General features: G+C 60.9%; 21 protein-coding genes and 1 tRNA gene. 14 read left to right on the top strand and 8 right to left on the bottom strand.

Annotated elements, in window-relative coordinates:
• Window positions 1-103 precede the first annotated feature (103 nt).
• Window positions 104-1,129, top strand: a complete 1,026-nt coding sequence (locus ACSV9I_RS12280) for a polysaccharide deacetylase (protein ID WP_438329084.1) — start codon at window positions 104-106, stop codon at window positions 1,127-1,129.
• 37 nt (window positions 1,130-1,166) lie between these two features.
• Here ACSV9I_RS12280 and ACSV9I_RS12275 read toward each other — a convergent pair whose 3' ends face one another.
• Window positions 1,167-2,051 (bottom strand): DMT family transporter, encoded by an 885-nt coding sequence (locus tag ACSV9I_RS12275; RefSeq protein ID WP_438329083.1) that lies wholly within the window; start codon window positions 2,049-2,051, stop codon window positions 1,167-1,169.
• A 419-nt stretch (window positions 2,052-2,470) separates the two neighbouring features.
• On the opposite strand from ACSV9I_RS12275, the gene ACSV9I_RS12270 reads away from it, so the two are divergent.
• The 4 genes from ACSV9I_RS12270 (at window position 2,471) to ACSV9I_RS12255 (ending at window position 6,309) form a co-directional block, all read left to right on the top strand.
• The gene (locus tag ACSV9I_RS12270) at window positions 2,471-3,880 is read left to right on the top strand and encodes a circularly permuted type 2 ATP-grasp protein (RefSeq protein WP_054157417.1); all 1,410 of its coding nucleotides are present in this window, start codon (window positions 2,471-2,473) and stop codon (window positions 3,878-3,880) included.
• A 7-nt stretch (window positions 3,881-3,887) separates the two neighbouring features.
• Window positions 3,888-4,829 (top strand): alpha-E domain-containing protein, encoded by a 942-nt coding sequence (locus ACSV9I_RS12265; protein ID WP_438329147.1) that lies wholly within the window; start codon window positions 3,888-3,890, stop codon window positions 4,827-4,829.
• A gap of 16 nt (window positions 4,830-4,845) precedes the next feature.
• On the top strand, window positions 4,846-5,670 hold the full coding sequence (locus ACSV9I_RS12260; protein WP_438329082.1) for a transglutaminase family protein: 825 nt from the start codon (window positions 4,846-4,848) through the stop codon (window positions 5,668-5,670).
• A gap of 138 nt (window positions 5,671-5,808) precedes the next feature.
• Window positions 5,809-6,309 carry a hypothetical protein gene (locus ACSV9I_RS12255; protein WP_438329081.1) on the top strand — a complete coding sequence of 167 codons (501 nt, stop codon included), beginning with the start codon at window positions 5,809-5,811 and terminating at the stop codon, window positions 6,307-6,309.
• A 53-nt stretch (window positions 6,310-6,362) separates the two neighbouring features.
• Here ACSV9I_RS12255 and ACSV9I_RS12250 read toward each other — a convergent pair whose 3' ends face one another.
• On the bottom strand, window positions 6,363-6,830 hold the full coding sequence (locus ACSV9I_RS12250) for a MarR family winged helix-turn-helix transcriptional regulator (protein WP_245281400.1): 468 nt from the start codon (window positions 6,828-6,830) through the stop codon (window positions 6,363-6,365).
• A 321-nt stretch (window positions 6,831-7,151) separates the two neighbouring features.
• Here ACSV9I_RS12250 and ACSV9I_RS12245 point away from each other — a divergent pair.
• Window positions 7,152-7,228, top strand: a tRNA-Arg gene (locus tag ACSV9I_RS12245).
• 187 nt (window positions 7,229-7,415) lie between these two features.
• Here ACSV9I_RS12245 and ACSV9I_RS12240 read toward each other — a convergent pair.
• Entirely contained in the window at window positions 7,416-8,126 is a 711-nt protein-coding gene (locus tag ACSV9I_RS12240) for a GntR family transcriptional regulator (protein ID WP_438329080.1), read from the bottom strand.
• A 218-nt stretch (window positions 8,127-8,344) separates the two neighbouring features.
• Here ACSV9I_RS12240 and ACSV9I_RS12235 point away from each other — a divergent pair, with 218 nt between their 5' ends.
• The 4 genes from ACSV9I_RS12235 (at window position 8,345) to ACSV9I_RS12220 (ending at window position 12,748) form a co-directional block, all read left to right on the top strand.
• On the top strand, window positions 8,345-9,022 hold the full coding sequence (locus tag ACSV9I_RS12235; protein ID WP_438329079.1) for an aspartate/glutamate racemase family protein: 678 nt from the start codon (window positions 8,345-8,347) through the stop codon (window positions 9,020-9,022).
• Window positions 9,019-10,383 (top strand): dihydroorotase, encoded by a 1,365-nt coding sequence (locus ACSV9I_RS12230; protein ID WP_438329078.1) that lies wholly within the window; start codon window positions 9,019-9,021, stop codon window positions 10,381-10,383. The genes ACSV9I_RS12235 and ACSV9I_RS12230 overlap by 4 nt, the downstream gene beginning before the upstream one ends.
• Before the next feature lie 26 nt (window positions 10,384-10,409).
• Window positions 10,410-11,345, top strand: coding sequence for a dihydrodipicolinate synthase family protein (locus tag ACSV9I_RS12225; protein ID WP_438329077.1), 936 nt, complete (start codon window positions 10,410-10,412; stop codon window positions 11,343-11,345).
• A gap of 437 nt (window positions 11,346-11,782) precedes the next feature.
• Window positions 11,783-12,748 carry an HD-GYP domain-containing protein gene (locus ACSV9I_RS12220; RefSeq protein WP_054157297.1) on the top strand — a complete coding sequence of 322 codons (966 nt, stop codon included), beginning with the start codon at window positions 11,783-11,785 and terminating at the stop codon, window positions 12,746-12,748.
• A gap of 50 nt (window positions 12,749-12,798) precedes the next feature.
• Here ACSV9I_RS12220 and ACSV9I_RS12215 read toward each other — a convergent pair whose 3' ends face one another.
• Both ACSV9I_RS12215 and ACSV9I_RS12210 read right to left on the bottom strand, forming a co-directional pair.
• Window positions 12,799-14,421 carry an ABC-F family ATP-binding cassette domain-containing protein gene (locus tag ACSV9I_RS12215; RefSeq protein ID WP_438329076.1) on the bottom strand — a complete coding sequence of 541 codons (1,623 nt, stop codon included), beginning with the start codon at window positions 14,419-14,421 and terminating at the stop codon, window positions 12,799-12,801.
• Window positions 14,422-14,564: 143 nt separating this feature from the next.
• Complete coding sequence (locus ACSV9I_RS12210) at window positions 14,565-18,401, bottom strand: beta strand repeat-containing protein (RefSeq protein WP_438329075.1); 3,837 nt, start codon at window positions 18,399-18,401, stop codon at window positions 14,565-14,567.
• 825 nt (window positions 18,402-19,226) lie between these two features.
• Between ACSV9I_RS12210 and ACSV9I_RS12205 the strand changes: the two genes are divergently transcribed.
• Together ACSV9I_RS12205 and ACSV9I_RS12200 are read left to right on the top strand one after the other, a co-directional pair.
• The gene (locus ACSV9I_RS12205; RefSeq protein WP_438329074.1) at window positions 19,227-19,616 is read left to right on the top strand and encodes a group II truncated hemoglobin; all 390 of its coding nucleotides are present in this window, start codon (window positions 19,227-19,229) and stop codon (window positions 19,614-19,616) included.
• A 2-nt stretch (window positions 19,617-19,618) separates the two neighbouring features.
• Entirely contained in the window at window positions 19,619-19,990 is a 372-nt protein-coding gene (locus tag ACSV9I_RS12200; protein WP_438329073.1) for a DUF423 domain-containing protein, read from the top strand.
• Window positions 19,991-20,034: 44 nt separating this feature from the next.
• Here ACSV9I_RS12200 and ACSV9I_RS12195 read toward each other — a convergent pair whose 3' ends face one another.
• The 3 genes from ACSV9I_RS12195 to ACSV9I_RS12185 form a co-directional block, all read right to left on the bottom strand.
• Window positions 20,035-20,415 carry a glyoxalase gene (locus ACSV9I_RS12195; RefSeq protein WP_438329072.1) on the bottom strand — a complete coding sequence of 127 codons (381 nt, stop codon included), beginning with the start codon at window positions 20,413-20,415 and terminating at the stop codon, window positions 20,035-20,037.
• A 310-nt stretch (window positions 20,416-20,725) separates the two neighbouring features.
• Window positions 20,726-21,124, bottom strand: a complete 399-nt coding sequence (locus ACSV9I_RS12190; protein ID WP_054157291.1) for a DUF2325 domain-containing protein — start codon at window positions 21,122-21,124, stop codon at window positions 20,726-20,728.
• A gap of 167 nt (window positions 21,125-21,291) precedes the next feature.
• Window positions 21,292-21,708, bottom strand: a complete 417-nt coding sequence (locus ACSV9I_RS12185; RefSeq protein WP_438329071.1) for a FliM/FliN family flagellar motor switch protein — start codon at window positions 21,706-21,708, stop codon at window positions 21,292-21,294.
• A gap of 458 nt (window positions 21,709-22,166) precedes the next feature.
• Here ACSV9I_RS12185 and ACSV9I_RS12180 point away from each other — a divergent pair, with 458 nt between their 5' ends.
• Entirely contained in the window at window positions 22,167-23,528 is a 1,362-nt protein-coding gene (locus ACSV9I_RS12180; protein WP_438329070.1) for an NAD(P)-dependent oxidoreductase, read from the top strand.
• 27 nt (window positions 23,529-23,555) lie between these two features.
• Window positions 23,556-24,869 (top strand): NAD-dependent dihydropyrimidine dehydrogenase subunit PreA, encoded by a 1,314-nt coding sequence (preA, locus tag ACSV9I_RS12175; RefSeq protein ID WP_438329069.1) that lies wholly within the window; start codon window positions 23,556-23,558, stop codon window positions 24,867-24,869.

Raw genomic sequence — 24,869 nt, 5'->3', positions numbered from 1 at the left:
GCCTAAGCCTTACTGCCCCACGACTGGAATTTCCAGCGCGTTCAAAGCTTCGCCGCATTTGAATGACAGGGCTGGCCGCGATTTCGAGTAGGGACCGTCTTTCATGTTCAAGCGTATCCTCGCCCTCTTTCTCGCCCTGTCGCCCATGGTCGTGTCGCCTCTGCCGGCCCTGGCCGAAACGACGGCACCGGATGGCGGCAAGCCGGCGGCACGGCCGCGACAGATCCTGCTCGTCTCCTTTGATGGCGCCCATGACAACCGCCTTTGGCAGCGAAGCCGTGATTTTGCCCGTCGCAGCGACGCGAAATTCACCTATTTCGTCTCCTGCACGACGCTGATCCCACGGGAGCGCGCCGGCGACTACAAGGCCCCGGGCAAGAAGGCGGCCCGCTCCAATATCGGCTTTGCCCCAACCGTTCAGGACGTCGCGACCCGCCTTGACCACATCTGGTCGGCCCACAACGAAGGTCATGAGATCGCCAGCCACACCTGCGGCCATTTCGATGGCAAGGACTGGAGCCGCGAGGACTGGCTGAAGGAATTCGACAGCTTCGACCGTGTCATGCTCAACGCCTGGAAGGACAATGGCCTGACTGATCGTGAACCGGAGGGCTGGGCCGATTTCGTCCGCACGGACATTACCGGCTTTCGCGCACCCTACCTCTCCGCCCCCGAGAGCCTGTTCGAAGCCGAGCGGGCCCATGGCTATCGCTACGATGCAAGCACGGTCACCGATGCACCGCTGATGCCGAAGGACAAGAAGGGCCTCGCGCGCTTTGGCCTGCCACTGATCCCCGAGGGACCGAAAGGCCGCAAGATCATCGCCATGGACTACAATCTCTTCATCCGTCATTCGGCCGGCATGGATCATCCAAGCAAGTCCGACGAGTTTGCCGAGCGCAGCTACAAGGCCTTCCGCGCCGCATTCGACAACCAGTATGACGGTGACCGCATTCCGCTCCAGATCGGCCTGCATTTCGTCGAGATGAACGGCGGCGCCTACTGGACCGCCATGGAGCGCCTGGTGTCTGAGGTTTGCCACCTGCCGGACGTCGCCTGCGTCACCTATGGCGAGGCGCTGGCCATGATGGCTAACGACCGCCGCCGCGTGGCCCAGTCCGGCCAGTAATCCACCGGATGCTGAACCAGGCTGGCCAGCATGCCACTCAAGCCTGCGGCTTTGCTCCAGCCCGATTGGTGAGATAGACCCCAAGCATGACGATCACGGTGCCGATCATCATCGGCATCGTCAGAGCCTCGCCGAAGACCAGTGCGGCCTCGATCGCCGCAAGTGGCGGCACGAGATAGATCAGCGAAGCGGCTTTCGACACATCGCCCTTGCGGATGAGATGCAAGAGGAGCGCGATCGCACCCATCGAAATGCCGATCACCGACCATCCAAGCACGGCGAAGAAGCCGAGCCCCCATTGGACATGCATATCCTCCAGCACAAAGGCCACCGGCAGGGTCACGAGCAGCGCGCCCACATATTGAAGGGTTGCGACCGCCCGAAGATCGCCCTGCTTGAGGAAACGCTTCTGGTAGATCGTACCGGCCGTCACGGCTGTCATGGCCAGCACATTGACCGCCACCGCATAAGCGGGGATCGCCGACGCATCGAGCACCAGCACGTTCGGCAGGACAGCAACGGCGATGCCGCAAAAGCCGAGAACCAGACCGATCTTCTGCGTGAGGCTGAGATCTTCGCCAACCAGAAAGCCGGCAGCAACGGCTGTCATCAGCGGCTGCAGGCCGGCAATGATCCCGGACATGGCCGCCGGCACGCCCTCCCCGATCGCCCACCAGACCATGCCGAGATAGAGCCCGTGTAGCAGCACGCCCGAAGCGATCGCATGCAGCCAGCCACTTCGCTCCTTCGGCCATGACACCCCGGCAAACCGACAGACGGCGTAAAACAGCACGATCGCCGACGCATAGCGAATGACGAGGAACGTCAGCGGATCTGCATAGAAATCCGCATATTTCGCACTGACCCAGCCAGTCGACCACAGGAGAACGAAAAGAACGGGGGCGAGACGGGTCAGGGTCATGATGGCTTTCGAGCTAATCAAGGATTGGCAAATGGTAGGGGACAAAGGCCCATTTGCCGCGTCCCCGCTCGTTAGGCGTCATGCGCCACGAGGTCAAAGCAGTTTTCCTGCACGGGACGATCAAATCGCTTGAGCCAGGGGACCAAAACCGACTGGAATATTTTTTTACGCAAATAGAAAGCCTAAATATGAGGCAACGCGCAGGACATCGGCACCCTGGACCGGGCCAACTTCGTCACCGACTGGGCGATATTCCGGCATACAACTCAAACTATCGGAGCGTTGCCTGCACTAAACTAATGCACTTGCATAATTATAAGGCGACAGTACCGTCTACAAATTCTTGCACCACGGCCAGCCAGCCCGCTTGCATTGCTAAAATGGTTGTATTCAAATGAGAAAAAAGGGGGATGGCGGCATTGGCATTCGATGAAATGATCACGGCGGAGAACACTCCGCGAGCGCCCTACAAGAACTATCACGACTGGTATTCGAGCCAGGATCCGGCAAGGCTTCTGGCGAAATCGCATGATGCGGAAAACATCTTCCGCAAGACCGGCATCACCTTTGCGGTCTACGGGCACGAAGATTCCTCGGAAAAGCTGATCCCCTTCGACATCATCCCGCGCATCATCTCGGCGCGCGAATGGCGCAAGCTCGCCCAGGGCATCGAGCAGCGTGTCCTGGCCCTCAATGCCTTCCTGGACGACATCTATCACAAGCAGGAAATCATCAAGGCCGGCCGCATCCCGCGCGAGCTGATCGAAAAGAACGTCGCCTTCATTCCGGAAATGATCGGCTTTCGCCCGCCCGGCGGCGTCTATACCCATATCGTCGGCACCGACATCGTGCGCACCGGCGAGGACCAGTTCTACGTTCTGGAAGACAATGCCCGCACGCCCTCCGGTGTCAGCTACATGCTGGAAAACCGGGAAACCATGATGCAGATGTTCCCCGAGCTCTTCCAGCTCAACAAGGTTCAGCGCGTCGAGGATTATCCGCATCTGCTGCGCCAGTCGCTCGCCTCGCTTGCCCCTCCGGGCTGCAGTGGCAAGCCACGCGTCGCCGTACTCACCCCGGGCATCTACAATTCCGCTTATTACGAACACTCCTTCCTCGCCGACATGATGGGTGTCGAGCTCGTTGAGGGTTCGGATCTGCGGGTGATCGACGGCAAGGTGAAGATGCGCACGACGCGCGGTTACGAGGCGATCGATGTGCTCTATCGCCGCGTCGATGACGACTTCCTCGACCCCCTCACCTTCCGGCCGGATTCGGCGCTGGGCATTCCCGGCATCATGGACGTCTACCGCGCCGGCCACATCACCATTGCCAATGCCCCCGGCACCGGCATTTCCGACGACAAGGCGATCTACAGCTACATGCCGGAGATCGTGGAATTCTACACCGGCCGCAAGGCGATCCTCGAAAATGTGCCCACCTGGCGCTGTTCGGAGGCCGACAGCCTGAAATATGTGCTCGAACATCTGGACGAGCTCGTGGTCAAGGAAGTGCATGGCTCGGGCGGCTACGGCATGCTGGTCGGCCCGACCGCCACCAAGCAGGAATGCGCCGACTTCGCCGAAAAGCTCAAAGCCCGGCCCTCCAACTACATTGCCCAGCCGACACTCTCGCTGTCGACCGTCCCGATCCTCGTCGACAAGGGGATCGCGCCGCGCCATGTCGACCTTCGCCCCTATGTCCTCGTCTCCGACAAGGTGCAGATCATCCCTGGCGGCTTGACCCGCGTGGCCCTGAAGGAGGGCTCGCTCGTGGTCAATTCCAGCCAGGGCGGCGGCACCAAGGACACCTGGGTATTGGAGGACTGACATGGTCATGCTCGGAAGAACTGCCAACGGCCTCTATTGGATGTTCCGCTACATCGAGAGAGCCGAGAACATTGCCCGCCTCGTCGATGCGGGCTTGCGCATGTCGCTGACCCGTACAGGCGCCTCGGATGACGATTGGGATGCCGTGCTGCAGAGCGCGGATGTCCGCGCTCTGTACACGGAAAACTTTGGCAAGCTGACATCCCAGGATGCCATCGACTTCCTGCTGCGCGACACGGCCAATCCATCGAGCGTGATGTCCTGCATCGAGGCTGGCCGCAACAATGCCCGCATGGTGCGCACGGCGCTGACCCGCGAGACCTGGGAAGCAACCAACGAATGCTGGATCGAACTCAAGCAGATGCTGGCCGGCAAGCTGAAATCCGCCGACCTGCCGGAGGTGATCGACACGATAAAGCGGCGTGCAGGCCTGATCCGCGGCGCCTTCCACGGCTCGATGCTGCGAAACGAAATCTACAATTTCGCCCGCATCGGCACCTTTATCGAGCGGGCCGACAATACCAGCCGCATCCTCGACGTGAAATATTACGTGCTTCTGCCGGCGATCACCCACGTCGGCTCGTCGCTCGACAACATGCAGTGGGAATCCATCCTGCGCTCCGTTTCCGCCCATCGCTCCTATCGCTGGGTCTATGACGGCGAATACAAGGCGACGAACATTGCCGACTTTCTGATCCTGAACGGCCAGATGCCGCGATCGCTTGCCTATTGTTACGAGAAGATCGCCTCCAACCTGACCTATCTGGGCAAGGAATACGGCGAACGCCTGGCCGCCCACGAAACGGCCGATGACGTTCTCGCCTCGCTCAAATCGACGACCATCGCAACGATCATGGACCAGGGACTGCACGAATTCCTCGATACTTTCATTGCCCAGAATAACAGGCTGGGCAGCGAGATCACCGAGGGCTACAGGTTCTACAGCTGAGCAGGAAATCGAGCCCATGCGCTTGCGGATCACCCACACCACCGAATACCGCTATGACGATCCGGTGCAGTATTCCCTGCAGCGCCTCCGGCTGACGCCGCTGAGCGGCCCCGGCCAAACCGTCGAAAGCTGGGACGTCGTCGTCGACGGCGCAAAGGTGGAGGCCGGTTTTTCAGACCAGTTCGGCAACAAGACGCATCTTGTCTCGACCGAAGGCGACAGCCACAGCGTCCACATCGTCGCCTCCGGCGTGGTGGTGACGCAGGATCGCGCCGGCGTCTTCGGTCCGCATCAGGGCTATGTTCCGCTCTGGCTCTATCTGCGCGAGACGGAGAGCACCAAAGCCGGTCCATTGATCGAAGAACTGGCAAAGAGCCTGAGCGGCGAATCGGACCTTGCCCGCATGCATGACCTCATGGGCAAGCTCAACGAGCAGATCGCCTATGAGCCAGGCACCACCGATACGGAAACGACGGCGGAACAGGCGCTGGGAGCCGGTCGCGGCGTCTGCCAGGACCACACCCATGCGATGATTTCGGCAGCTCGCCTCCTGGGCATGCCGGCCCGCTATGTCTCCGGCTACCTGATGATGGATGACAGGACAGAGCAGACGGCGACCCATGCCTGGGCCGAAGTCCATCTTCCCGGCCTCGGTTGGGTCGGCTTCGACGCCGCCAACAATCACTGCCCCGACGAACGCTATGTCCGGATCGGCACGGGTCTCTGCTACGCCGACGTCGCGCCTGTTTCCGGCATGCGCATCGGCCTGGCCGGCGAGGATCTGGAAGTGACACTCGTGGTAGAGCAGCAGGGACAAAGCCAGAGCCAGAGCCAGAGCTGACACGATACGCATAGACCAAATTCAGGCGCCCCGCCCTCATTAAACGGGCGGACGCTACGCAAGCTCGACACCATGCTGGGATGCTCAACTCACCCGGCTGCCAGGGGTTGGCGGACAAACGCAATCAGAGCCGAGCGCATGTTGTTTGGAAAGTCACTCTTCCAGTCCGTGGTCGACCGACTGGCCGACGAGGCCACCGATGATGCCATTGGCCATGAAGATACAGCGGCACAATCACGACAGCCTGACGCCTTCCGCATCCGGGGGCTTGGCAGCGGTTTCGTGCCGGACACACGCGATACCGGCCAGGAAACGGCGACCGTGAGCCGCAGCGCCTATCTGGACGTCATAGAGGATTTGCGCGAGATCGAGGAAGCGCGTCTGGCTGTCACCCCTCACCAGCCGCCCGCCGAACCCGAGCCACCCGCTTGGCTCGATCGCCTGTCAGCCGAAGACATTGCCGCCGATCTGGCGATCCTGCCCGACGATGACCGGGAAACACTTCAGGACAAGCGGCGGCGCTTCGCCAGAGACAACCATCCCGACCGTGTCCACGCACAGTTCGCACGAGCAGCCACGATACGCATGAAGACGGCCAATTTGCTGGTCGACGAAGCCCTACGCCGCGCCAGCCGCTGATCACTCCGATAGATCAGATCCGCAGCCGGGCCTCCGCTGGCCAGCCGACGGGTTCATTCGTAAAGGCGGGCAAGAAGCTTGTTGACCATATCGCGCTCGGCGACACCGCCCAGCTGGTTCAGCACCCATTGCTCATGCCCGAGCCAGATCGGCATCAGCTCCTCGAGATAGGCTTGTCCGGCCGGCGTCATGTAGAGCGACTGCACGCGCCGGTCCGATTCGGACTTGCGGCGTTCGATGAACCCCTTGTTTTCCAGGCCATCAACGATGGCGACGAAATTCGCCCGCTGAATGCCGAGCGCTTCGGCAACTTCGCTCTGTTTCGATCCCTCATTGCGGGTCAGCAGCAGAAGCACGGCAAAGTCGGTAGGCCGCAAGCCCTTCGAGGAGAACGCCTCGTTAAAATGCTGAAAAACCGCCAATTGCGCCCGCCGCAGTCGGTATCCTACAGCATCGTCCATAACCGAAAAGTCGAGTCTCGACACATTCGGAGTAAAATCGTCAGCCCCAGTATCAGGCATTTATTCGCCTTTTATTATGTTCACCCCTGAAGGAAAAACCTTCCCCTCCAATACAGTTTGATCTTACCGATCTGCAACCGGACCTCAAGGGTACGAGCGCACAGCAGCCTGCGATTTTAGTCTATTTCCTAGAATTTGACTGGTTTCCAACCAATAAAAGCCACTGTTTCCGATCAGCGCTCACAGCGAGCTCGCAAGGAACGACAAAACAGCTCGGCAAGACCTTCGCGAATATGCAGCCGCGGCCTGTTTTTACGATTGAAGCCCGCATCCGACTGCGCTATGACCGCTCTCGGAACGGCGAGTCATACCGCCGCGGATGCACCCGTAGCTCAGCTGGATAGAGTGTTGGATTCCGATTCCAAAGGTCACAGGTTCGAATCCTGTCGGGTGCGCCATCTTAACTTGATAGCCCAGATTTCCAGCAACGCAGCAATCATCGCGATCCCTAGCATGCCGATAGGCGTCACCAGCTGACGAGAGCTCGGCTCGCCCATCCATGCCTGGCTCGAAAAATCGGCACCCGACCGCCGCCCGAAGGATGCGGACAGAAAAATCATCCGGACGATGCGCGGAGGCGGAAGATCAGAGCGTCAACCAGCCCTGCCCGCTGGCCACCAGCGCGCCGAGAATGCCGGCCCGCGTGTTTTCGTTGTGAGTTAAGATCGCATCACGTGCGCCCTCGGGGTCACGGGCCCGCAGCATGGCCACGATGCGGTGATGGTCGTCATTGGTTTCGGGATTGATGTCGCGCACTCTGGCGCCCATATAAAACAGGCGGGCGCATTCCTCCAGATGGCTCATCACCAGCGCATAAAGACGCGGATTGCGCGAGCCACGGGCGATTGCCGAATGGAATTCCTGGTTGGAATCGACAAAGGTCTTGGTACTGACCTCCTCGCCGATCACATAGGTGACATCTGCCAACCGGTCGAGCGCGTCGAGCTCGTCATCCGTCAGGTTCTTGGCCGCCAGCGCCGCCGCCGTGCCTTCCAGCATGCCACGGACCGCAAACAGGTCGTTCATGTCCTTGACCGTGACAGGCGTGACCCGGTAGCCGCGGCGCGGAAAAGCCTCCATAAACCCTTCGACGCAAAGCCGCGCCATCGCCTCACGCACAGGCGTCTTGCTGACCTCAAGTTGCTCGGCCAGCTCCGGCTCGGAGACCTCCATCCCGGGCGGCATCGCGCCTGTGATGATGCGATTGCGCAAAACCGCATAGGCTTTTTCCGTCAGCGATTTTCCACGCTTTTCGCCCGGCACATCCGCCATGCCCCCAATGCCTGCCTCGTTCAAAGCCGATCTCCAGTTTCGCATTTCACCGATGCGCCCCTCACCCCAATTTAGCCAGCTTATGCCCATTGAACAGCTATCTCTACACGTACAGCCGATCGCCGGATCGGGTGCCACCAGAGATTTTGACAGCCCATATCAACTGATATACTACGTAATATATTTTAGTGATGCAATCGGCGCGGCCCGCTCGAAATAGCTGTCACAGTCCAGGTGTCATCGTGTCAGAAATCCTCGTCATCAACCCGAACAGTTCGGTATCCGTCACCCAGTCCATGCAGGCCTGCCTAGAACCAGTGCGTGACGCCACCCGGCACGAGATCCGCTGCACGGAACTGGCCAAATCGCCGCCGGGCATCGAGAGCGATGCGCATGTCGCAGACGTGATCCCCAATATCCTGGAAGCCGTGACGGAAAGCGAGGCCGACGCCATCGTGCTTGCCTGCTTCTCCGACCCCGGCATTCAAGCAGTCCGCAAGGCAACGCGACGACCGGTGATCGGCATTGCCGAGGCGGCCTATCTCGCAGCACTTGGGCTCGGCCCGAAATTCGGCATCGTCTCGCTCGGCCAATCCTCCATCGACCGCCATCTGCGCTACCTGAAGGCGCTGGGTCTCGACAGCCGCATGGCTGGTGACCGCTCGATCGACAGGACGGTGGTGCAGCTCATGCAAACCGACGTCGTGGAGACGGTGGCGCGCACGGCAAAACGGCTGCGCGACGAAGACGGTGCGGACGTGATCATCCTCGGCTGCGCCGGCCTTGGCGGTTACCGCCAGGCCATGCAGGAGGCGCTCGGCATTCCCGTCGTCGATCCGGTCCAGGCCGGCGCTGCGCTCGCCTGCACCACACTCGACCTGCGCTACGCCATCGCCAAACCTCAGGGACAAACCGCATGACGCCCTATGACACAGTGATCCGCGGAACACTCGTTCTTGCCGACGGCCCGTTGGACCACGCCTGGATCACCATCCGCGACGGCCGTATCGCCGCGATCGGCACAGGCGAGGCCCCCACCGCCGCCGAAGCCTTCGATGCCGGCAGCGACCTCATCATTCCGGGCGTCATCGATGGCCAGACCCATGCCTGCAGCTATGGCGGCCTGCCCGGCATCCGCTCGACGACGCGCTCGGCGGTTGCCGGTGGCATCACCACCATCGTCGATATGCCCTATGACAATCCCGATCCGCTGAACACCCTCGCCCGGCTGGACGCCAAGATCGCCGCCATCGAGGAACATGCCCATGCCAATGTCGCGCTCTACGGCACCGTGATGCCCGGCCAGTCGACGGATGATATCGAGCCCCTGATTGCAGCCGGCATCGTCGCCTTCAAGATCTCCACCTTCGAAAGCAGCCCGACGCGCTTCCCCCGCATTTCCGCCAACCAGATCCTCGAAGTCTTCGATGCGCTTGCGCCAACGGACATTCCACTTGGCGTTCACAATGAGGACCAGGAAATCGTGCGAGCCCGGATCGCAGCCGCAAAAGCTGCCGGGCGTGACGGCATCGAAGCGCATTCGGAAAGTCGTCCCCCGGCCGCCGAACACGCCGCGACAGCGCAGTTCCTGGAACTCGGGGCCGCAGCGGGCGCCCATGCCCACATCGTTCATCTGACGACGACGCGCGGCTTCGACTTGGTCGAGAATTACTTAAACGACGGATACCGCGCCACCGGCGAGCTCTGCGTCCATTATCTGTGGTTCGATCCCGACATCGACGGTCCGGAACTCGGCGCAAAGATGAAGGTCAACCCGCCCATCCGCCCAGGTCAGATCGAGGCGCTCTGGGACGACGTCGCCGCCGGGCGTGTTGCCTTTGTCAGTTCCGACCATTCCAGCTGGCCGATCGACAACAAGTTCACGCCCTCGATCTTCGAAGCCGGTGCCGGCGTGCCCGGCCTCGAAACGCTGCTGCCGGCCTTCTACACCGGCGCAGAAATGCGCGGCTTCGATGCCCTGCAGATGACCGTCGAGCAGCTCTGCGAGCGACCGGCGAAATTCTTCGGTCTCTGGCCGCAAAAGGGCAGCCTGCAAGTGGGCGCCGATGCCGATATCACCATCCTGAAGGCCGAGCCGCAGGTCTGGGACTCATCGAGGGCGCATGACGACCTCTGCTGGAGCCCCTTTGACGGTCGGGAATTCTCCGTCCGCGTGGCCCGCACCTATGTCGGCGGCAAGCTTGCTTTTGACGGCAGCAACGTCGTCAACGCCCCCGGCGACGGCCGTTATGCCGCCCGTGGCAATTCCACTTGGTTCTGATTGAAAATATTGCTGAGGAGCATGACATGGCCCATATCACGACCGACACGTCAGGCGTTTACGTCATCGCCTGCACACCCTTCACGGACACCGGCGCCGTCGATACCGGAAGCATCGACAGCATGGTCGACTTCTACTACGAAAAAGGCGCCGATGGCCTGACCATTCTCGGCATGATGGGCGAAGCGCCCAAGCTCACCCAGGCGGAATCGATCGAAATCACCCGCCAGACGCTCAAGCGGTCCGGTGACAAGCCGGTCATCGTCGGCGTCTCGGCTCCGGGGCTGGCAGCCATTGGCGAACTGACGAAAGCGGTGATGGACATGGGCGCTGCCGGCGTCATGGTCGCCCCGCCCTCCAGCCTGCGCACCGACGAGCAGATCATCGGCTACTACCGCAATGTCGTCGAGACGGTCGGCACCGACGTTCCAATCGTGCTGCAGGACTTCCCCCTTGTAACTGGCGTGCAGATCTCCTCAAAGACCCTCGGCGTCATCTTTGAGGCCCACGACAATATCGTCATGCTCAAGCATGAAGACTGGCCGGGCCTGCAGAAGATCACCGACCTGCGCGAGGCCGAGGCCAAGGGCCGCCGACGCGTCTCGATCCTCTGCGGCAATGCCGGCGTCTTCCTGCCTGAGGAAATGCAGCGCGGTGCCGATGGCGCAATGACCGGCTTTGCCTATCCCGAAATGATGGTCGAGGTCTGCCGCCTCGCCAACGCAAACAGGCACGATGACGCGCAGGACCTGTTCGACGCTTATCTGCCGCTCATGCGCTACGAGCAGCAACCGGGCTTGGGCCTCGCCATCCGCAAATATGTGCTGGCCAAGCGTGGCGCGATTGCAAGTGCTGCCCAGCGCCGCCCGGGCGCCTCCCTCAATGCGCGTGCGATGGCCGAAGTCGAACGGCTGATCCTGCGCCAGACAGCCAAGCTCGAAGCTCTCAAGCCAACCTTATAAGGCATTGATTTTATGAATTTTTTTATATTTCCGGCAAGACCGCACTGGTTCTCGGCGCAAGCCAAGGTCGGCTTCAGCGCCGGTGCAAAGTTCGGTGCCGGCTATGAAGGCTTTATCCGCGTCGATTTCGGTTGCCCTCGCGCGCTCCTGAGCCTGGGTTTGGCACGCATGGAACGGGCGTTTTCGACGCGAGGAATGTAGGAGGCCAGATAGTCGTCGATGCAACGATGATGCTGGTTGAAGGCGTGGGAGGGGAGTAACAACAAGCTACTGGTTTCCCCCACGCGCTACACTCAAAGGCTGCAAAAGCGTCATGTCCAGATTCTTCATCACAAGAATTTGTCCGCCACACGAACGTCGAAACGTCACCACGCCCACAGCCTCTGCAACCGAATAACAGGAGATTTACCGCTTTATTAGGCTGGGCCGATGTAGGAATGGTTGAAACAACCATCGGAGCATTGAGCTTGCTCGTTCACGTACCCAAAGATCGCATCCGCAAGGGCATGTTCATCGAATTGGTGGAATGCCCGCACTCCGAATTCGGCAAAAGGCGGTTCTTGCTGACCAGCGACCGCGATCAGAAGGCCATTGCCGCGACATCAGCCGAACGGGTTCTGGTCAATACGGCCCTGGGCCTCGACCAGAATGGCAGGCCAGTCCCCGGCGCGTCCACAAAGAGCGAACTCGCCCGGATCGAACGCGTGCAGGAGAAGGTGGAAACGGCCACCGTCGAGTTGCGCGGCAATCTCGACGCCATTGGCGCCGGTGAGCGACCCGACTTTGACAAGCTGGCTCCGCTTGTTCAGTCCATGGCCAATGTCTGGCACGCAACCCCGACCGTCGCGCTGGAAATGACCCGGCTTAAAAGCAAGGACGAAGGGACCTATGTCCATTCGCTGGCGGTCGCCACCATGATGACCCAGCTTGCAGACGCTTCCGGCCTCGACGATGAGACAGCAACCTTGCTCGGCGTCGCCGGCCTCCTGCATGACATCGGCAAACTGCAGATCCCGAGCGACATCCTGAACAAACCCGGCCGACTGACAGACGAAGAGCGGCAGATCATTCGCGACCATCCGGAAAACGGCTTCCAGCTGCTCAGCCAGTACGGCGAAATTCCACCTCTGGTGCTCGATATTTGCCGACTGCATCACGAAGTGCTGGACGGCAGCGGCTATCCGCTTGGGCTGAAAGCATCGCAGCTGACGCTACCGGTCCGGATCAGCACCGTCTGCGACGTCTTCGAGGCGCTGACCTCGGCCCGCCCCTACAAGGCGGGTTGGCCGGTCGAGCAGGCGCTCGACTGGATGTTCGAGCGGCCGCAGCTGTTTGACCGCAAGCTCGTCGTGCGCCTCGGCGGCCTGTTGATGCCGCATGCCCAGGAATCACGCTATAACTGACTTCTGCCTATCACTGGCAAAGACAGAACCGGTTCCTGCGCGCACCCCGCTCAGCTTCTGAGACCGGGGGCCTCGTGCCCGCTGCGCTCCACATATTCCGTATAGCCGCCGCCGTATTGGAACACCCCTTCCGGCGTCAGCTCCAGCACCCGGTTCGATAGGGCAGCCAGGAAGTGGCGGTCGTGGCTGACGAAGAGCATCGTGCCCTCATACTGTGACAGCGCCTTGATCAGCATTTCCTTGGTGTCGAGGTCGAGGTGGTTGGTCGGCTCGTCGAGCACGAGCAGGTTTGGCGGATCAAACAGCATGATGGCCATGACAAGACGCGCCTTCTCGCCACCCGACAGTACCCGCACCCGCTTGTCGATATCGTCACCGGAAAAGCCGAAGCAGCCTGCAAGCGCGCGAAGCGGCGCCTGGCCCGCGCGCGGGAAGGTCGTTTCCAGCATTTCGAAGATGGTCATATCGCCATCCAGAACGTCCATCGCATGCTGGGCGAAATAGCCCATCTTGACGCTGGCCCCAATGGTAACCGTGCCCGTATCCGGCTTCGAATCGCCGGCTACAAGCTTCAGAAGCGTCGATTTTCCCGCCCCGTTGATGCCCATGATGCACCAGCGTTCGCGGCGCTTCACCATGAAGTCGAAACCGTCATAGATGACCTTGTCGCCGTAACGCTTGGACACACCCTTGACGTTGATCACGTCATCGCCGGAACGCGGTGCCGGCTGGAATTCGAAGGCAACAACCTGGCGGCGCTTCGGCGGCTCGACACGGTCGATCTTCTCCAGCTTCTTCACCCGGCTCTGCACCTGGGAAGCATGGGATGCACGCGCCTTGAAACGCTCGATAAACTTGATTTCCTTGGCCAGCATCGCCTGCTGACGCTCGAATTGCGACTGCTGATGCTTCTCGTTCAGGGCGCGCTGCCCCTCATAGAAGACATAGTCGCCGGAATAGCTGTTCAACTGACCGGCATCGATCTCGATGATCTTGGTGACGATACGGTTCATGAACTCGCGGTCATGCGAGGTCATCAACAGGGCGCCCTCATAGCCTTTGAGGAACTGCTCGAGCCAGATCAGGCTTTCGAGATCAAGGTGGTTCGAGGGTTCGTCGAGCAGCATCACGTCTGGCCGCATCAGAAGGATACGCGCCAGCGCCACGCGCATCTTCCAGCCACCCGAAAGCGCGCCGACGTCGCCATCCATCATCGCTTCGGAGAAGGACAATCCGGCCAGCACCTCGCGCGCCCGCCCTTCGAGCCCGTAGCCGTCGAGCTCCTCGTAGCGCGCCTGCACCTCGCCGTAACGTTCGATGATCGCATCCATCTCGTCCATACGGTCGGGATCGACCATCGCCGCCTCAAGGGAGCGCAGCTCGGCAGCGATTTCGCTCACCGGCCCTGCCCCGTCCATGACCTCGGCCACGGCGGGACGACCGGACATCTCACCGACATCCTGATTGAAATAGCCAATGGTGACGCCCTTATCGACGGACACCTGACCTTCATCCGGCTGTTCCTGCCCGATGATCATCCGGAAGAGCGAGGTTTTGCCAGCCCCATTCGGACCAACGAGACCGATCTTCTCGCCACGATTGAGCGCCGCAGACGCCTCGATGAAGAGGATGCGGTGGCTAAGCTGCTTGCTGATGTTTTCGATACGGATCATGGAACGGCGCCTGATGGAAGTCGGCGGCCCTTATGTCATGACTGGCATCATCTGTCGCAGGGTTTTTGCATCTGCGAACACGAACACAAAGGAAAACGGCGCCCCATGGGGCGCCGTTCACGTGGATGGTGATCCGGGCTCGATCAGAAGTTCTGATAGGCCGTGATGAGAGCTTCGGCCTGCTCCTGGCTCAGCGCCTGGACCTGCGGATCCGTCAGGGCCTCAAGCTGGGCCTGCACGAGCACGCTGGTGATGTCATTGACGGACAGGCCGGCAAGCGCGGAGTTGGAGATTGCCGCCATATCGTCCGTGTCGAACTTCTCCAGGTCTTCGTCTTCCATCGCATCGATCTGGGCTGCCGTCAGGCTGGCCGTCTGATCTGCGGTGAAGGCCTCGATCTGGTCAGCCGACATGGCCGTGATCTGGGCTGCCGACAAGGCCGCGACGGCGGTCTTGCTGAGGCTCGGGATATTGGCGACGCCGATTGCCGCGATCTGGTCTGTCGACATGGCCTTGATCTGGGTTGCCGTGAGGACACCGACCTGATCCGCGCTGAGATAGCCAACCTGATCTTCCGTCAATGCGGCAGACTGCGTGCCCGTAAGGGCGGCGACCTGGGCAGTCGTCAGCGCCTCAACCTGCGACTGGCTCAGAGCCGCAACGGCGCCCGTGACAAGGCCACCGATCGCCTTGGCGCTGATCGCAGTCACCTGTGCGTCGCTGAACGCTTCGATGTCTGCCACTTCAAGCGCCCCGATCTGGGCTGTGCTCAAGGCCGCGATCTGCGGTTCCGTCAGGGCAGCGGTCTGGTCATCGCCCCAGGCCGTGATCTGGGCGGCCGTGAGGCCGGTTACCGCCTTGACGCTGATAGCCGCGATCTGTGTGGCATCAAATGCGTCCGTCTGCGTCGTCGACATACCGGCGATCTGGGCCGAGGTCAGGGCACCCATCTGGGCAGTGTCGAAGAACTCCAGCTGCGTCGTGGTGAAGTTGCCAACCTGCGCTGCCGTCATCGCGCCGATCTGACCGGGGGTCAGGGCCTTTACCTGGTCCTCGTCAAGGGCCGCGATAACCAGATCGTCCATGCCAGTGATCGCCTTGGGGCTGATCGCGGCAATTTCCGCAGGCAAGATCGAGTCGAGGTCATCGGCCATCAAGGCACCGACCTGAGCGGATGAGAATGCCGCGAACTGCGTAGCTGTCAGGCCTTCAATGTTCTCATTGAACGTGTCTACCTGTGCCGCCGTGAGACCCGGAATGGCCTTGACGCTGATGGCGCCGACCTGGTCATTCGTCAGAGCCTGGATCTGCGGGCCTGTCAGAGCAGCAACCTGGGTCGAAGTCAGGGCGCCGATCTGATCCGTGGTGAGAAGGTCGATGTTGTCCGGATCGAAGGCCGCAACCTGTGCCGCGGTCATGGCCGCGATCTGGGTCGGCTTGAGTTCTGCGAGCTGCCCGGCAGTCAGGGCCGTGATCACCGCCGTATCGAGCGAAGCGATTGCCTTGGCGCTGATGGCCCCCACTTCCTCATCAGTGAAGAGTGCGATGTCATCGGTCGTCAGCGCGCCGACCTGGGCGCTGCTGAGCGCACCGACCTGCTCGACGGTCAAGCCACTGAGCTGGTCGTCTTCCAAAGTCCCGAGCTGGGCGGCCGTCAGGCCAGTCACACCCTTGGTGCTGAGTTCGCCGACCTGAACATCCGTCAGTTCAGCAAGCTGTGCATCGGTGAAAGCACCGACCTGAGCCGCGCTCAGAGCTCCCAGCTGGTCGCTCGTCAGCGAAGCAATCGTGTCGACCGCAAGTGCCGCGATCTGGTCTGCCTTCAGAGCGGCAATCTGGGCCACCTTGAGGGCCGCGACCTGTGCACCGTCAAGATCGGCGATGAATGCGGTGGAAAGACCGCTCACAGCCTTCGAGCTGATGGCACCGATTTTGTCAGCACTCAATTCGTCAACATCGTCAGCTTCGAAGCCGGCCGCCTGTGCTGCCGAAAGTGCACCCAGCTGGTCTTCCGTAAAGCCCGCAACAATCTCCGGCGCAAGCACGCCGATCTGGGCAGCCGTCAGGCCGCTGATCGACTTGACCGAAATCGCACCGATCTGGTCGGCGGTCATGGCACCGAGTTGATCATCGGTCAGAGCCTTGACCTGAACGGCCGAAAGGGCACCGATCTGCTCTTCCGACAGGAAGGGGATCTGCGTCGTGGTGAAGGCCGCGATCTGCGTCGTCTTCATCGCTGCGATCTGCTTGGCCGTCAGGGCTTCGACCTGGTCCTGGTCGAGGACCGCGATGCCTGCATCGACCACAGATGCGATCGCCTTGACACTGATCGCCGCGATCTGGTCCGGGCTGAATGCGTCGATGTCGCCCGACTCGAGGCCTGCTACCTGAAGGGCGGAGAGAGCCGCGACCTGTGCCGTCGAAAACGCGCCGGTCTGATCGGTGCTCATACCGGTGATCTGCGCTGCCGTAAGGCCGGCAATGGACTTGACGTTGATCTTGTCGATCTGCGTATCCGGGATCGCCTGAATCTGAGCGACGGACATCGCCTTAATCTGCAGAGCGGTCAGGGCGCCGATCTGGTCATCCGTGAGCTTGCTGACCTGGTCTGTCGTCAGGGCAGCGACCTGGGTGGGCTTCATGGCTGCAATCTGCGTTGCGGTCAGGGCGCCCAGCTGATCGTCCTCAAGTGCTGCGATGGCAGCATCGGACAGGCCGGTGATCGACTTCGGGCTGATGGCGGCGATCTGGTCGACGCTGAAGGTCGCAATATTCGCGTCTTCGAAGCCGGCGATCTGCACAGCTGTCAGTGCCGCGATCTGGGTGGGCAGGAGTGCGTCGCTCTGGTCGGTGGTCAGGGCGCCGATCTGGTCAGCGGTCAGACCGGTGACAGCCTTGGGGCTGATGGCGGCAAGCTGCGTACCATCAAGCGCACCGATCTGCGTCGTGGTCAGCGCCTTGACCTGGACCGCCGTCAGGCCTGCCATCTGGTCGGTCGACAGGCCTTCGAGCTGGGTCGTCGTCAGGACGGCGATCTGGGTGGTCTTCATGGCGCCGATCTGGGCAGCGCTCAAGAGGTCGATCTGGTCATCGGTGAGAGCAGCAACGGCGTCGTTGGTGAGACCGCTGATGGCCTTGGCGGAGATCTTCGAGACAACCGCGGCATCCATATCAGCGATGTCGGCGGCCTCGAAGCCGGCAACCTGGGCGGCGCTCAGGGCAGCAACCTGAGCTTCCGTAAAGCCGGCTGTCTGGGTTTCGTCCATGCCGGTGATCTGGGCAGCAGTCAGACCAGCCACAGCCTTCGTGGCAATGGCGCCGATCTGAGTTGCATCAAGGCCAGCGATCTGGGTGGTCGACAGCACCTTGACCTGGGCAGAGGTCAGCGCGCCCATCTGATCGGCGGTGAATGCACCGAGCTGGTCGGCCGTCAAGGCGGCAATCTGGGTCGTCTTCATACCGGCGATCTGGGCGACGGTCAGTTCGCCGATCTGGTCTTCGCTCAGGGCCTGAATCGCAGCATTGGACAGCGCGCCGATAACCTTGGCGCTGATCTTCGCGACTTCACCCGTATCGAGGTCTGCAATGTCAGTGGCATCGAAAACTGCGACCTGGGCTGCGGTCATCGCGCCGATCTGGTCGCCGGTGAGTGCGGAGAACTGGTCTGTGTCGAGCGCGCCGACCTGGGTCGCCGTGAGAGCTGCGATCTGCTTGGTCGTCAGATCGTCGATCTTGCCCGCATCGATGGCAGCGATCTGTGTGGTCGTCAGACCCTTGATGCCGGTTACGGAAATTGCCTTCAGCTGAGTTTCATCGAGAAACTCAACATCAGCCTCCAAAGCACCGATCTGGTTCGCGCTGAGGACGGCGATCTGTGCGGCGGACAGCGCCTTCACATCCTCCTCGACGAGATTTGTGATCGCGGTGGTGGACATGGCCTTGATCTGGTTGACCGAGAGCGAGGGAATGATCGTCGTCATTAGGAAGCCGCCTTTTAGCGTTGACCAATTTTCGATTGACTCTCCTGCCGTGCGCCGCGTGCGATCCCGAAGGACCTTCACGGGCTCAGGCGCATCCTGCACCTGTAAACGGCTCAGACTGGGGCACTCTCTGCCGCACAGTCCCACTGCTGGACACAGCTTTGAAAGAAAGACATGGCTCGCTCGAGCCCAACCGGGAACGCATCATGCATGCGGGACCAGGTCCCGCTCCCCTCACCTGACCGTCAGCCAATCCGCCATCCGGTCTCTGTCGCCCTCCGCGTTCGAAGCAGCAGGCGACACTCGTATCTGCTGCAATCTAGGGCCTGATTTGATAATTTTTTCTTAATCGCCAATAATAGGAAACCGCTGGGGCAGTCTTCATATGACATTAACGGTTCAGAATGGGCCAATCGCCGAGGCGTCGCCGTTTCCTTTATTGTTCAGGCAAGGTCAAATCTCAGAATTCGTGATGAAATCCGGATCATAGCGCGAAGCGGGCCGCAGCAACTTTGATCGGAGACGCGAGGACATGCAAAGCCGAGTACATGACCCATAATGGGATGATTTCAACTGCAACCAATTTTGGGTGGAACAGTAAAGCCGAGGTGAGTGCCGTCTTGCTGCATAGGGCGCAGTTGCCGAAAGCAATCAGTAAGCGTGCCACACGGTAGCTGGTCACCGTCGGCCTGATGCTACGCCGGCTTGGTGGGCACACGGTGACATCGCCCCCTGCATGCGCCGGATTGCCACATTGGGAAAATGACCGATTGCGCGAAAGCTCGGTTGGCTCCAAAGAAGCCCGATCACAGCGCGGAAATGAGCATGAGCGAAGAAACGATCACTCTTTACCAGGCCATCGGCGGCGACGCGACGGTGAAGGCTCTCACCGACCGCTTTTACGAGTTGATGGACACACTGCCGGAAGCCGCACGATGCCGCGCGATCCATCCACCGGACCTCTCCGGCAGCGCGCAGAAATTCTACGACTACATGACCGGCTATCTGGGTGGTCCCCCGGTCTACATGGAAAAGCGCGGCCACCCTATGCTGAGGCGACGGCATTTCGTGGCGGAGATCGGTCCGGCTGAGCGCGACGAGTGGCTGCTATGCTTCCGTCAGGCACTGGAAGAAACGGTGCACCATCCGAAGCTGCGCGAGCTCATCTTGCCGGCCATCGAAAAACTTGCCCACCACATGCAGAACAAGGAATGAGAATGCAGAGCAAACAGGAAAGCGGATCGGGTCTTCTCGTCAGCCTTGCGGGATTGGTCGGAGCGCTGGGCGTCGCTCTGGCGGCTCTGGCAAGCCACGCTGGTGGCGAAGCCTTGCTCCGGCCCGCCTCGATCATCTGCCTCACCCATGCGCCGGCACTCCTGGCGCTCGGGCTGATCGGTTTGAGGTTGAAGCTCGGATTTGCCGCAGGACTGGGCATCGCCGCCGGCACGCTTCTCTTCTCCGGTGATCTGGTCGCACGCCATTTTCTCGGCAGCGGCCTGTTCCCGATGGCCGCCCCAACCGGCGGCATCACCCTTATCTTGTCGTGGCTTGCCCTGACACTCTCCGGCCTGCTCTCCCGGCGCGGTTAACGCGCTCCAGGCAGAGAGGGTCGAGGGCTCAAGCCTCAGGCGTATCAGTGAGAAATGCCAACGGCATCGGCAAACATCAGCAGATTGCCATGCGGATCCCGGACATGGAAGCGGACGGGATGCTCCTTGTCGCTTTGCGGCATGATCGCATCGATCCCGCGCTCGCGGAGATCACGGTAGAAATCCGCCGGCGCGCCGGTTCGGAAGAAAACCGAAGTGCTTTCGCATTGCAGGGGGTCGTCACTTAACCAGAAGTGTAGTTCCAGACCGTCCCGTTGGACAACAAGATAGTCGTCACAGGCAGCGGCGACTTCCTCAAAGCCGAGGTTGCCGACGTAAAAGTCTCGGGTCTGGGAAAAATCGAGCGAGGGAAGGATCGGTACAGCGTTCAGTGTCGGTCTGGCAATGGTATCGGGAGCGTTCATGCCTTGGGTTCCTGTTTCCCGCGCCGGTGAACGATCAACACCAAGGCAGCCTAGCGGCGACCTTCAGCGTTTCTGCGCCACCGGGGCACGGGGAAGTCGATGACGAGGGCACTGGCCCCCAGGTATCCTCGATACATGGTTCCATGCTTTCGTTTATGCAAGCCCGGTAAAGTGATGATTTCGCAAACCGTCACTTTATTGAAACACAAATGCGTGCTCATGTTTTCCACAGCCGCAACCTCAGGCAATTCCGGCCCTGTTTCGGCACTCATTTCGCGCATTTCCACCCCATCTGGCGCCCGTTCCTCGCTCATCCCTCAGTGCCTCTGTCATTCAAGCTCTGCAGGGCCCGCTCGAGGCTCGACTTCGAACCGTTGCGCAACGGAATAAAGGTCTTGCCGAATTTCTTGCAGCCGCTCTTTACCCTGAGACACGCGTCATGGCTGATACAGTCGATGGGGCAGAAGACACAGTCGACCGAGGGCAGTACCGTGTCGATGCGGGAAACGGCCTCGCGCAGTCCCCCATCGTGATGAATAAGTTCCGCACCGAAATTGGTGGCGATTTGACGGAGATGCGCAACCTGACAGTCGCGCCCCCCAACATAGAGGAAGCTCTGGATCGGGTCGCGCTTGGATGTTGTCGCTGAGCCCTTGCCCCCCGACTTCTCCTGCACTTGCTTCTGCGCCTTTTTGCCCTTCTTGGCCATAATCCCTCCTGAGGTCGGGCCGCAGGAAATGCAACCGCCTACTGAACCGAAGGCGACACTAGTAAACATGACAAAAGGAGTAAAGATTAAATATGAGCGACACACTCATATTTCAACAGATCGCAACTGACGGATCCGCAGGAGCAAGCAGCCGAGCTGCGCCATCATCAAACGGAAGGTGGCGCAATGGATAGAAGCTGAATACCAATCGCCCCATCTTCGGGATCCGCGAATATCTCGCCAAAACCGATCAGTCGCCCATTGAGTTGCAGCTCCACAGGCTGGCCAAATTGACTGTCGAGTCGCAGACGCTCGCCCTTGCTCGCGCCCATCAGCTTGCCGAGTGGCAAGGTTGTCCGCCCCAGGACAGCCACGATCTCAACTGGAATCTCACGAATGTCCACATCCCCGCGGGACGGCTGCGCGCCGGCAACCGTCGCCGCCTGCCCCCGTGCCGCCGGCACCGCCCCTTTTGCTTCGACGGGCCGGTTGTCGGCAATCCCGCTTCGCCCGGAGGTCCGATCCTCCATCGGAAGCTCAAGCCGATCAGCCGGGAAAGAGCGTCTACCCAAAGCTTCGCTCATGCGGTCAAATCCCTTTAAGAATGAATAGAAAAACTGGTCTTGAAATCGAAAGTCTCGGGAAGGCGGTCCGCGGCAGGTGCTGCCGCGGTCGTCAGCAGGCGGAATGCTTGGCATGACGATAGATCATGCGCTTGACGCAAGGGCGGCGCATCCGCTGGTCGCCGCGCTGCCATCAAGCTTTAACAAACCGCTAAAATAACGAATTAACAATATGTTAGCAGGATAACCGAACATTAAGTGTCACGCAACGGCTGACGCAGCAAAGCATCGTCCCTTTAAGGCGAAACCGGGAGAATCCGGGCGGCGATATCTGCCCTCGCACCCAACTCCATCCATGAGCAAAAGCCTTGTGCGGCAGCGCCTCTAGAACTTTGCCCCTCATTTTTTTACCGTTTGATAAAAGTTTGAAGCTGCGTTACGCTCCATCCATCGCTTCGAATATAAAAGAGGGAACTGCGATGCGAAGACTGGAACCGGGCCTTAAAGCCGGGCGGCTTGACGCTGCCGATTATTCGAAAAACTTTTCCGATCTCCACCCACGTTTCGGCGATCACGAGGCACTCGTCGCCTCCGACCGCTGCTACTTCTGTTATGACGCGCCGTGCATGACGGCCTGTCCCACCGCCATCGATATCCCGATGTTCATCCGGCAGATATCGACTGGCAATCCGCTGGGCGCAGCAAAGACAATCTTCGACCAGAACATCCTCGGCGGCATGTGTGCCCGCGTCTGTCCCACCGAAACGCTCTGCGAAGAGGCCTGCGTGCGCAACACGGCCGAGGAACGCCCCGTCGAGATCGGCCGTCTGCAGCGTTACGCCACCGACATCGCAATTGAGGAAGGCCGCCAGTTCTACCGGCCGGCCGCCGCGACCGGTCGAACGATCGGTGTCGTCGGCGCCGGTCCTGCCGGTCTTGCAGCCGCCCATCGGCTGGCCATGCACGGCCACCAGGTCACCATCTATGAAGCCCGCGAAAAGGCCGGCGGCCTCAACGAATATGGCATTGCTGCCTACAAGACGCCCAACGACTTCGCCCAGAAGGAAGTCGACTATATCCTCTCGCTTGGCAATATCGATGTGCTGGACGGTCAGGAGCTGGGCGTCGACTTCAAGCTCGCCGACCTCAAGGCCAAGCACGACGCCGTTTTCATCGGCGCAGGTCTAGGCAACGTCAACGGGCTGAATATCCCAGGCGCCGGCATCAACGGAGTTCTCGACGCCGTTGAGTTCATCGCCAATCTGCGCCAGGCCGAAAGCAAGGCCGACGTACCAGTCGGCCGCGACGTCGTCGTCATCGGCGGCGGCATGACTGCGATCGACGCCGCCGTGCAGGCCAAGCTCCTCGGCGCCGAAAACGTCACCATCTGCTACCGCCGCGGCAAGGAGCACATGAACGCCTCGGTGTTCGAACAGGATCTTGCGACCTCCAAGGGTGTGCACATCCGCCACTGGCTGCAGCCCAAGGAAGTGGCCCATCACAGCGGGCACTGTTCGGCGATTACCTTTGAATACACTCACCTCGAAAACGGCATGATGAAGGGCACCGGTCACACGACGGAGATCAAGGCGGACCAGATTCTGGTCGCCATCGGCCAGAAGCTAGACGCCCAGGGTCTGGACGGCCTCAAGATCGAAGGTGGCAAGATCGCCATCGACGGCGAGGGCCGCACCTCGCTTCCCGGCGTCTGGGCCGGCGGCGACTGCGCCTTCGGAGGCCAGGACCTGACGGTCTCTGCCGTCGCCATGGGCCGCGACGCGGCCGAAAGCATCAACCGCTCTCTCGCCGTCATGACGGCGGGCGCATCCGCCGTCGCATGACGCACCCGCTTCGAGAGGATTTGAACAATGGCTGATCTTCGCAATAACTTCGTCGGCATCAAGTCGCCCAACCCCTTCTGGCTGGCCTCGGCCCCGCCGACCGACAAGGCCTACAATGTCGAGCGCGCCTTCAAGGCGGGCTGGGGCGGCGTCGTCTGGAAGACGCTCGGCTCCGAAGGCCCGCCGGTCGTGAACGTCAACGGCCCGCGCTATGGCGCGATCTGGGGCGCTGACCGCCGCCTCCTCGGCTTGAACAACATCGAGCTGATCACCGACCGTCCCCTGCAGATCAATCTGCAGGAGATGAAGCAGGTGAAGATGAACTGGCCGGACCGGGCGCTGGTCGCCTCGATCATGGTCCCTTGCGTCGAGGAAGAGTGGAAGGCGATCCTGCCGCTCGTCGAAGAGACGGGCGCAGACGGCATCGAACTCAACTTCGGCTGTCCGCACGGCATGTCCGAGCGTGGCATGGGTGCCGCTGTCGGTCAGGTGCCGGAATATATCGAAATGGTCGTGCGCTGGTGCAAGCAATACACCCGCATGCCTGTGATCACCAAGCTGACGCCGAATATCGCCGACATCCGCAAGCCCGCCCGCGCGGCAAAAGCCGGCGGTACGGATGCGGTCTCGCTGATCAACACGATCAACTCGATCGTTTCGGTGGATCTCGACAGCTTCGCCCCCTCGCCCACCGTTGGCGGCAAGGGCACCCATGGCGGCTATTGCGGCCCGGCCGTCAAGCCGATCGCGCTTAACATGGTGGCCGAGATCGCCCGCGATCCGGAAACTTATGGCCTGCCGATCTCGGGCATCGGCGGCGTCACCACCTGGCGCGATGCGGCCGAATTCCTCGTGCTCGGCGCTGGCAATGTCCAGGTCTGTACGGCGGCCATGACCTATGGCTTCAAGATCGTCCAGGAAATGATCTCCGGCCTCAACGACTGGATGGACGCCAAGGGCCACCGGAGCCTCGACGACATCTGCGGTCGCGCGGTGCCCAATGTCACCGACTGGCAGTATCTCAACCTCAACTACATCGCCAAGGCCCGCATCGATCAGGATGCCTGCATCAAGTGCGGCCGCTGTCACATCGCCTGCGAGGACACCTCGCACCAGGCGATTACCAGCATGGTCGATGGCGTCAGGAAGTTTGAGGTGATGGAAGACGAATGCGTCGGCTGCAACCTTTGCGTTAACGTCTGTCCGGTCGAGAACTGCATTACCATGGTTGGTCTTGATGCAGGGACGCTGGACCAGCGCACGGGCAAGCCCGTAGACCCGCATTATGCCAACTGGACCACCCATCCGAACAACCCGATGGCCGTGCAGGCTGCGGAGTAA

Source organism: Rhizobium sp. G187 (assembly GCF_051549525.1).
In the GTDB taxonomy this organism is placed as follows: Bacteria; Pseudomonadota; Alphaproteobacteria; order Rhizobiales; family Rhizobiaceae; genus Allorhizobium.
The sequence above is the reverse complement of the archived record's forward strand: the minus strand, read 5'-3'. Positions and strand labels throughout refer to the sequence as shown.

Excerpts from the sequence above, each read along its gene's own strand:
- ACSV9I_RS12280 (WP_438329084.1), top strand. The coding sequence starts at position 104 with ATGTTCAAGCGTATCCTCGCCCTCTTTCTCGCCCTGTCGCCCATGGTC.
- ACSV9I_RS12275 (WP_438329083.1), bottom strand. The coding sequence starts at position 2,051 with ATGACCCTGACCCGTCTCGCCCCCGTTCTTTTCGTTCTCCTGTGGTCG.
- ACSV9I_RS12265 (WP_438329147.1), top strand. The coding sequence starts at position 3,888 with ATGCTCGGAAGAACTGCCAACGGCCTCTATTGGATGTTCCGCTACATC.
- ACSV9I_RS12260 (WP_438329082.1), top strand. The coding sequence starts at position 4,846 with ATGCGCTTGCGGATCACCCACACCACCGAATACCGCTATGACGATCCG.
- ACSV9I_RS12255 (WP_438329081.1), top strand. The coding sequence starts at position 5,809 with ATGTTGTTTGGAAAGTCACTCTTCCAGTCCGTGGTCGACCGACTGGCC.
- ACSV9I_RS12250 (WP_245281400.1), bottom strand. The coding sequence starts at position 6,830 with ATGCCTGATACTGGGGCTGACGATTTTACTCCGAATGTGTCGAGACTC.
- ACSV9I_RS12230 (WP_438329078.1), top strand. The coding sequence starts at position 9,019 with ATGACGCCCTATGACACAGTGATCCGCGGAACACTCGTTCTTGCCGAC.
- ACSV9I_RS12225 (WP_438329077.1), top strand. The coding sequence starts at position 10,410 with ATGGCCCATATCACGACCGACACGTCAGGCGTTTACGTCATCGCCTGC.
- ACSV9I_RS12220 (WP_054157297.1), top strand. The coding sequence starts at position 11,783 with ATGGTTGAAACAACCATCGGAGCATTGAGCTTGCTCGTTCACGTACCC.
- ACSV9I_RS12215 (WP_438329076.1), bottom strand. The coding sequence starts at position 14,421 with ATGATCCGTATCGAAAACATCAGCAAGCAGCTTAGCCACCGCATCCTC.
- ACSV9I_RS12210 (WP_438329075.1), bottom strand. The coding sequence starts at position 18,401 with ATGACGACGATCATTCCCTCGCTCTCGGTCAACCAGATCAAGGCCATG.
- ACSV9I_RS12205 (WP_438329074.1), top strand. The coding sequence starts at position 19,227 with ATGAGCGAAGAAACGATCACTCTTTACCAGGCCATCGGCGGCGACGCG.
- ACSV9I_RS12200 (WP_438329073.1), top strand. The coding sequence starts at position 19,619 with ATGCAGAGCAAACAGGAAAGCGGATCGGGTCTTCTCGTCAGCCTTGCG.
- ACSV9I_RS12195 (WP_438329072.1), bottom strand. The coding sequence starts at position 20,415 with ATGAACGCTCCCGATACCATTGCCAGACCGACACTGAACGCTGTACCG.
- ACSV9I_RS12190 (WP_054157291.1), bottom strand. The coding sequence starts at position 21,124 with ATGGCCAAGAAGGGCAAAAAGGCGCAGAAGCAAGTGCAGGAGAAGTCG.
- ACSV9I_RS12185 (WP_438329071.1), bottom strand. The coding sequence starts at position 21,708 with ATGAGCGAAGCTTTGGGTAGACGCTCTTTCCCGGCTGATCGGCTTGAG.
- ACSV9I_RS12180 (WP_438329070.1), top strand. The coding sequence starts at position 22,167 with ATGCGAAGACTGGAACCGGGCCTTAAAGCCGGGCGGCTTGACGCTGCC.
- preA (WP_438329069.1), top strand. The coding sequence starts at position 23,556 with ATGGCTGATCTTCGCAATAACTTCGTCGGCATCAAGTCGCCCAACCCC.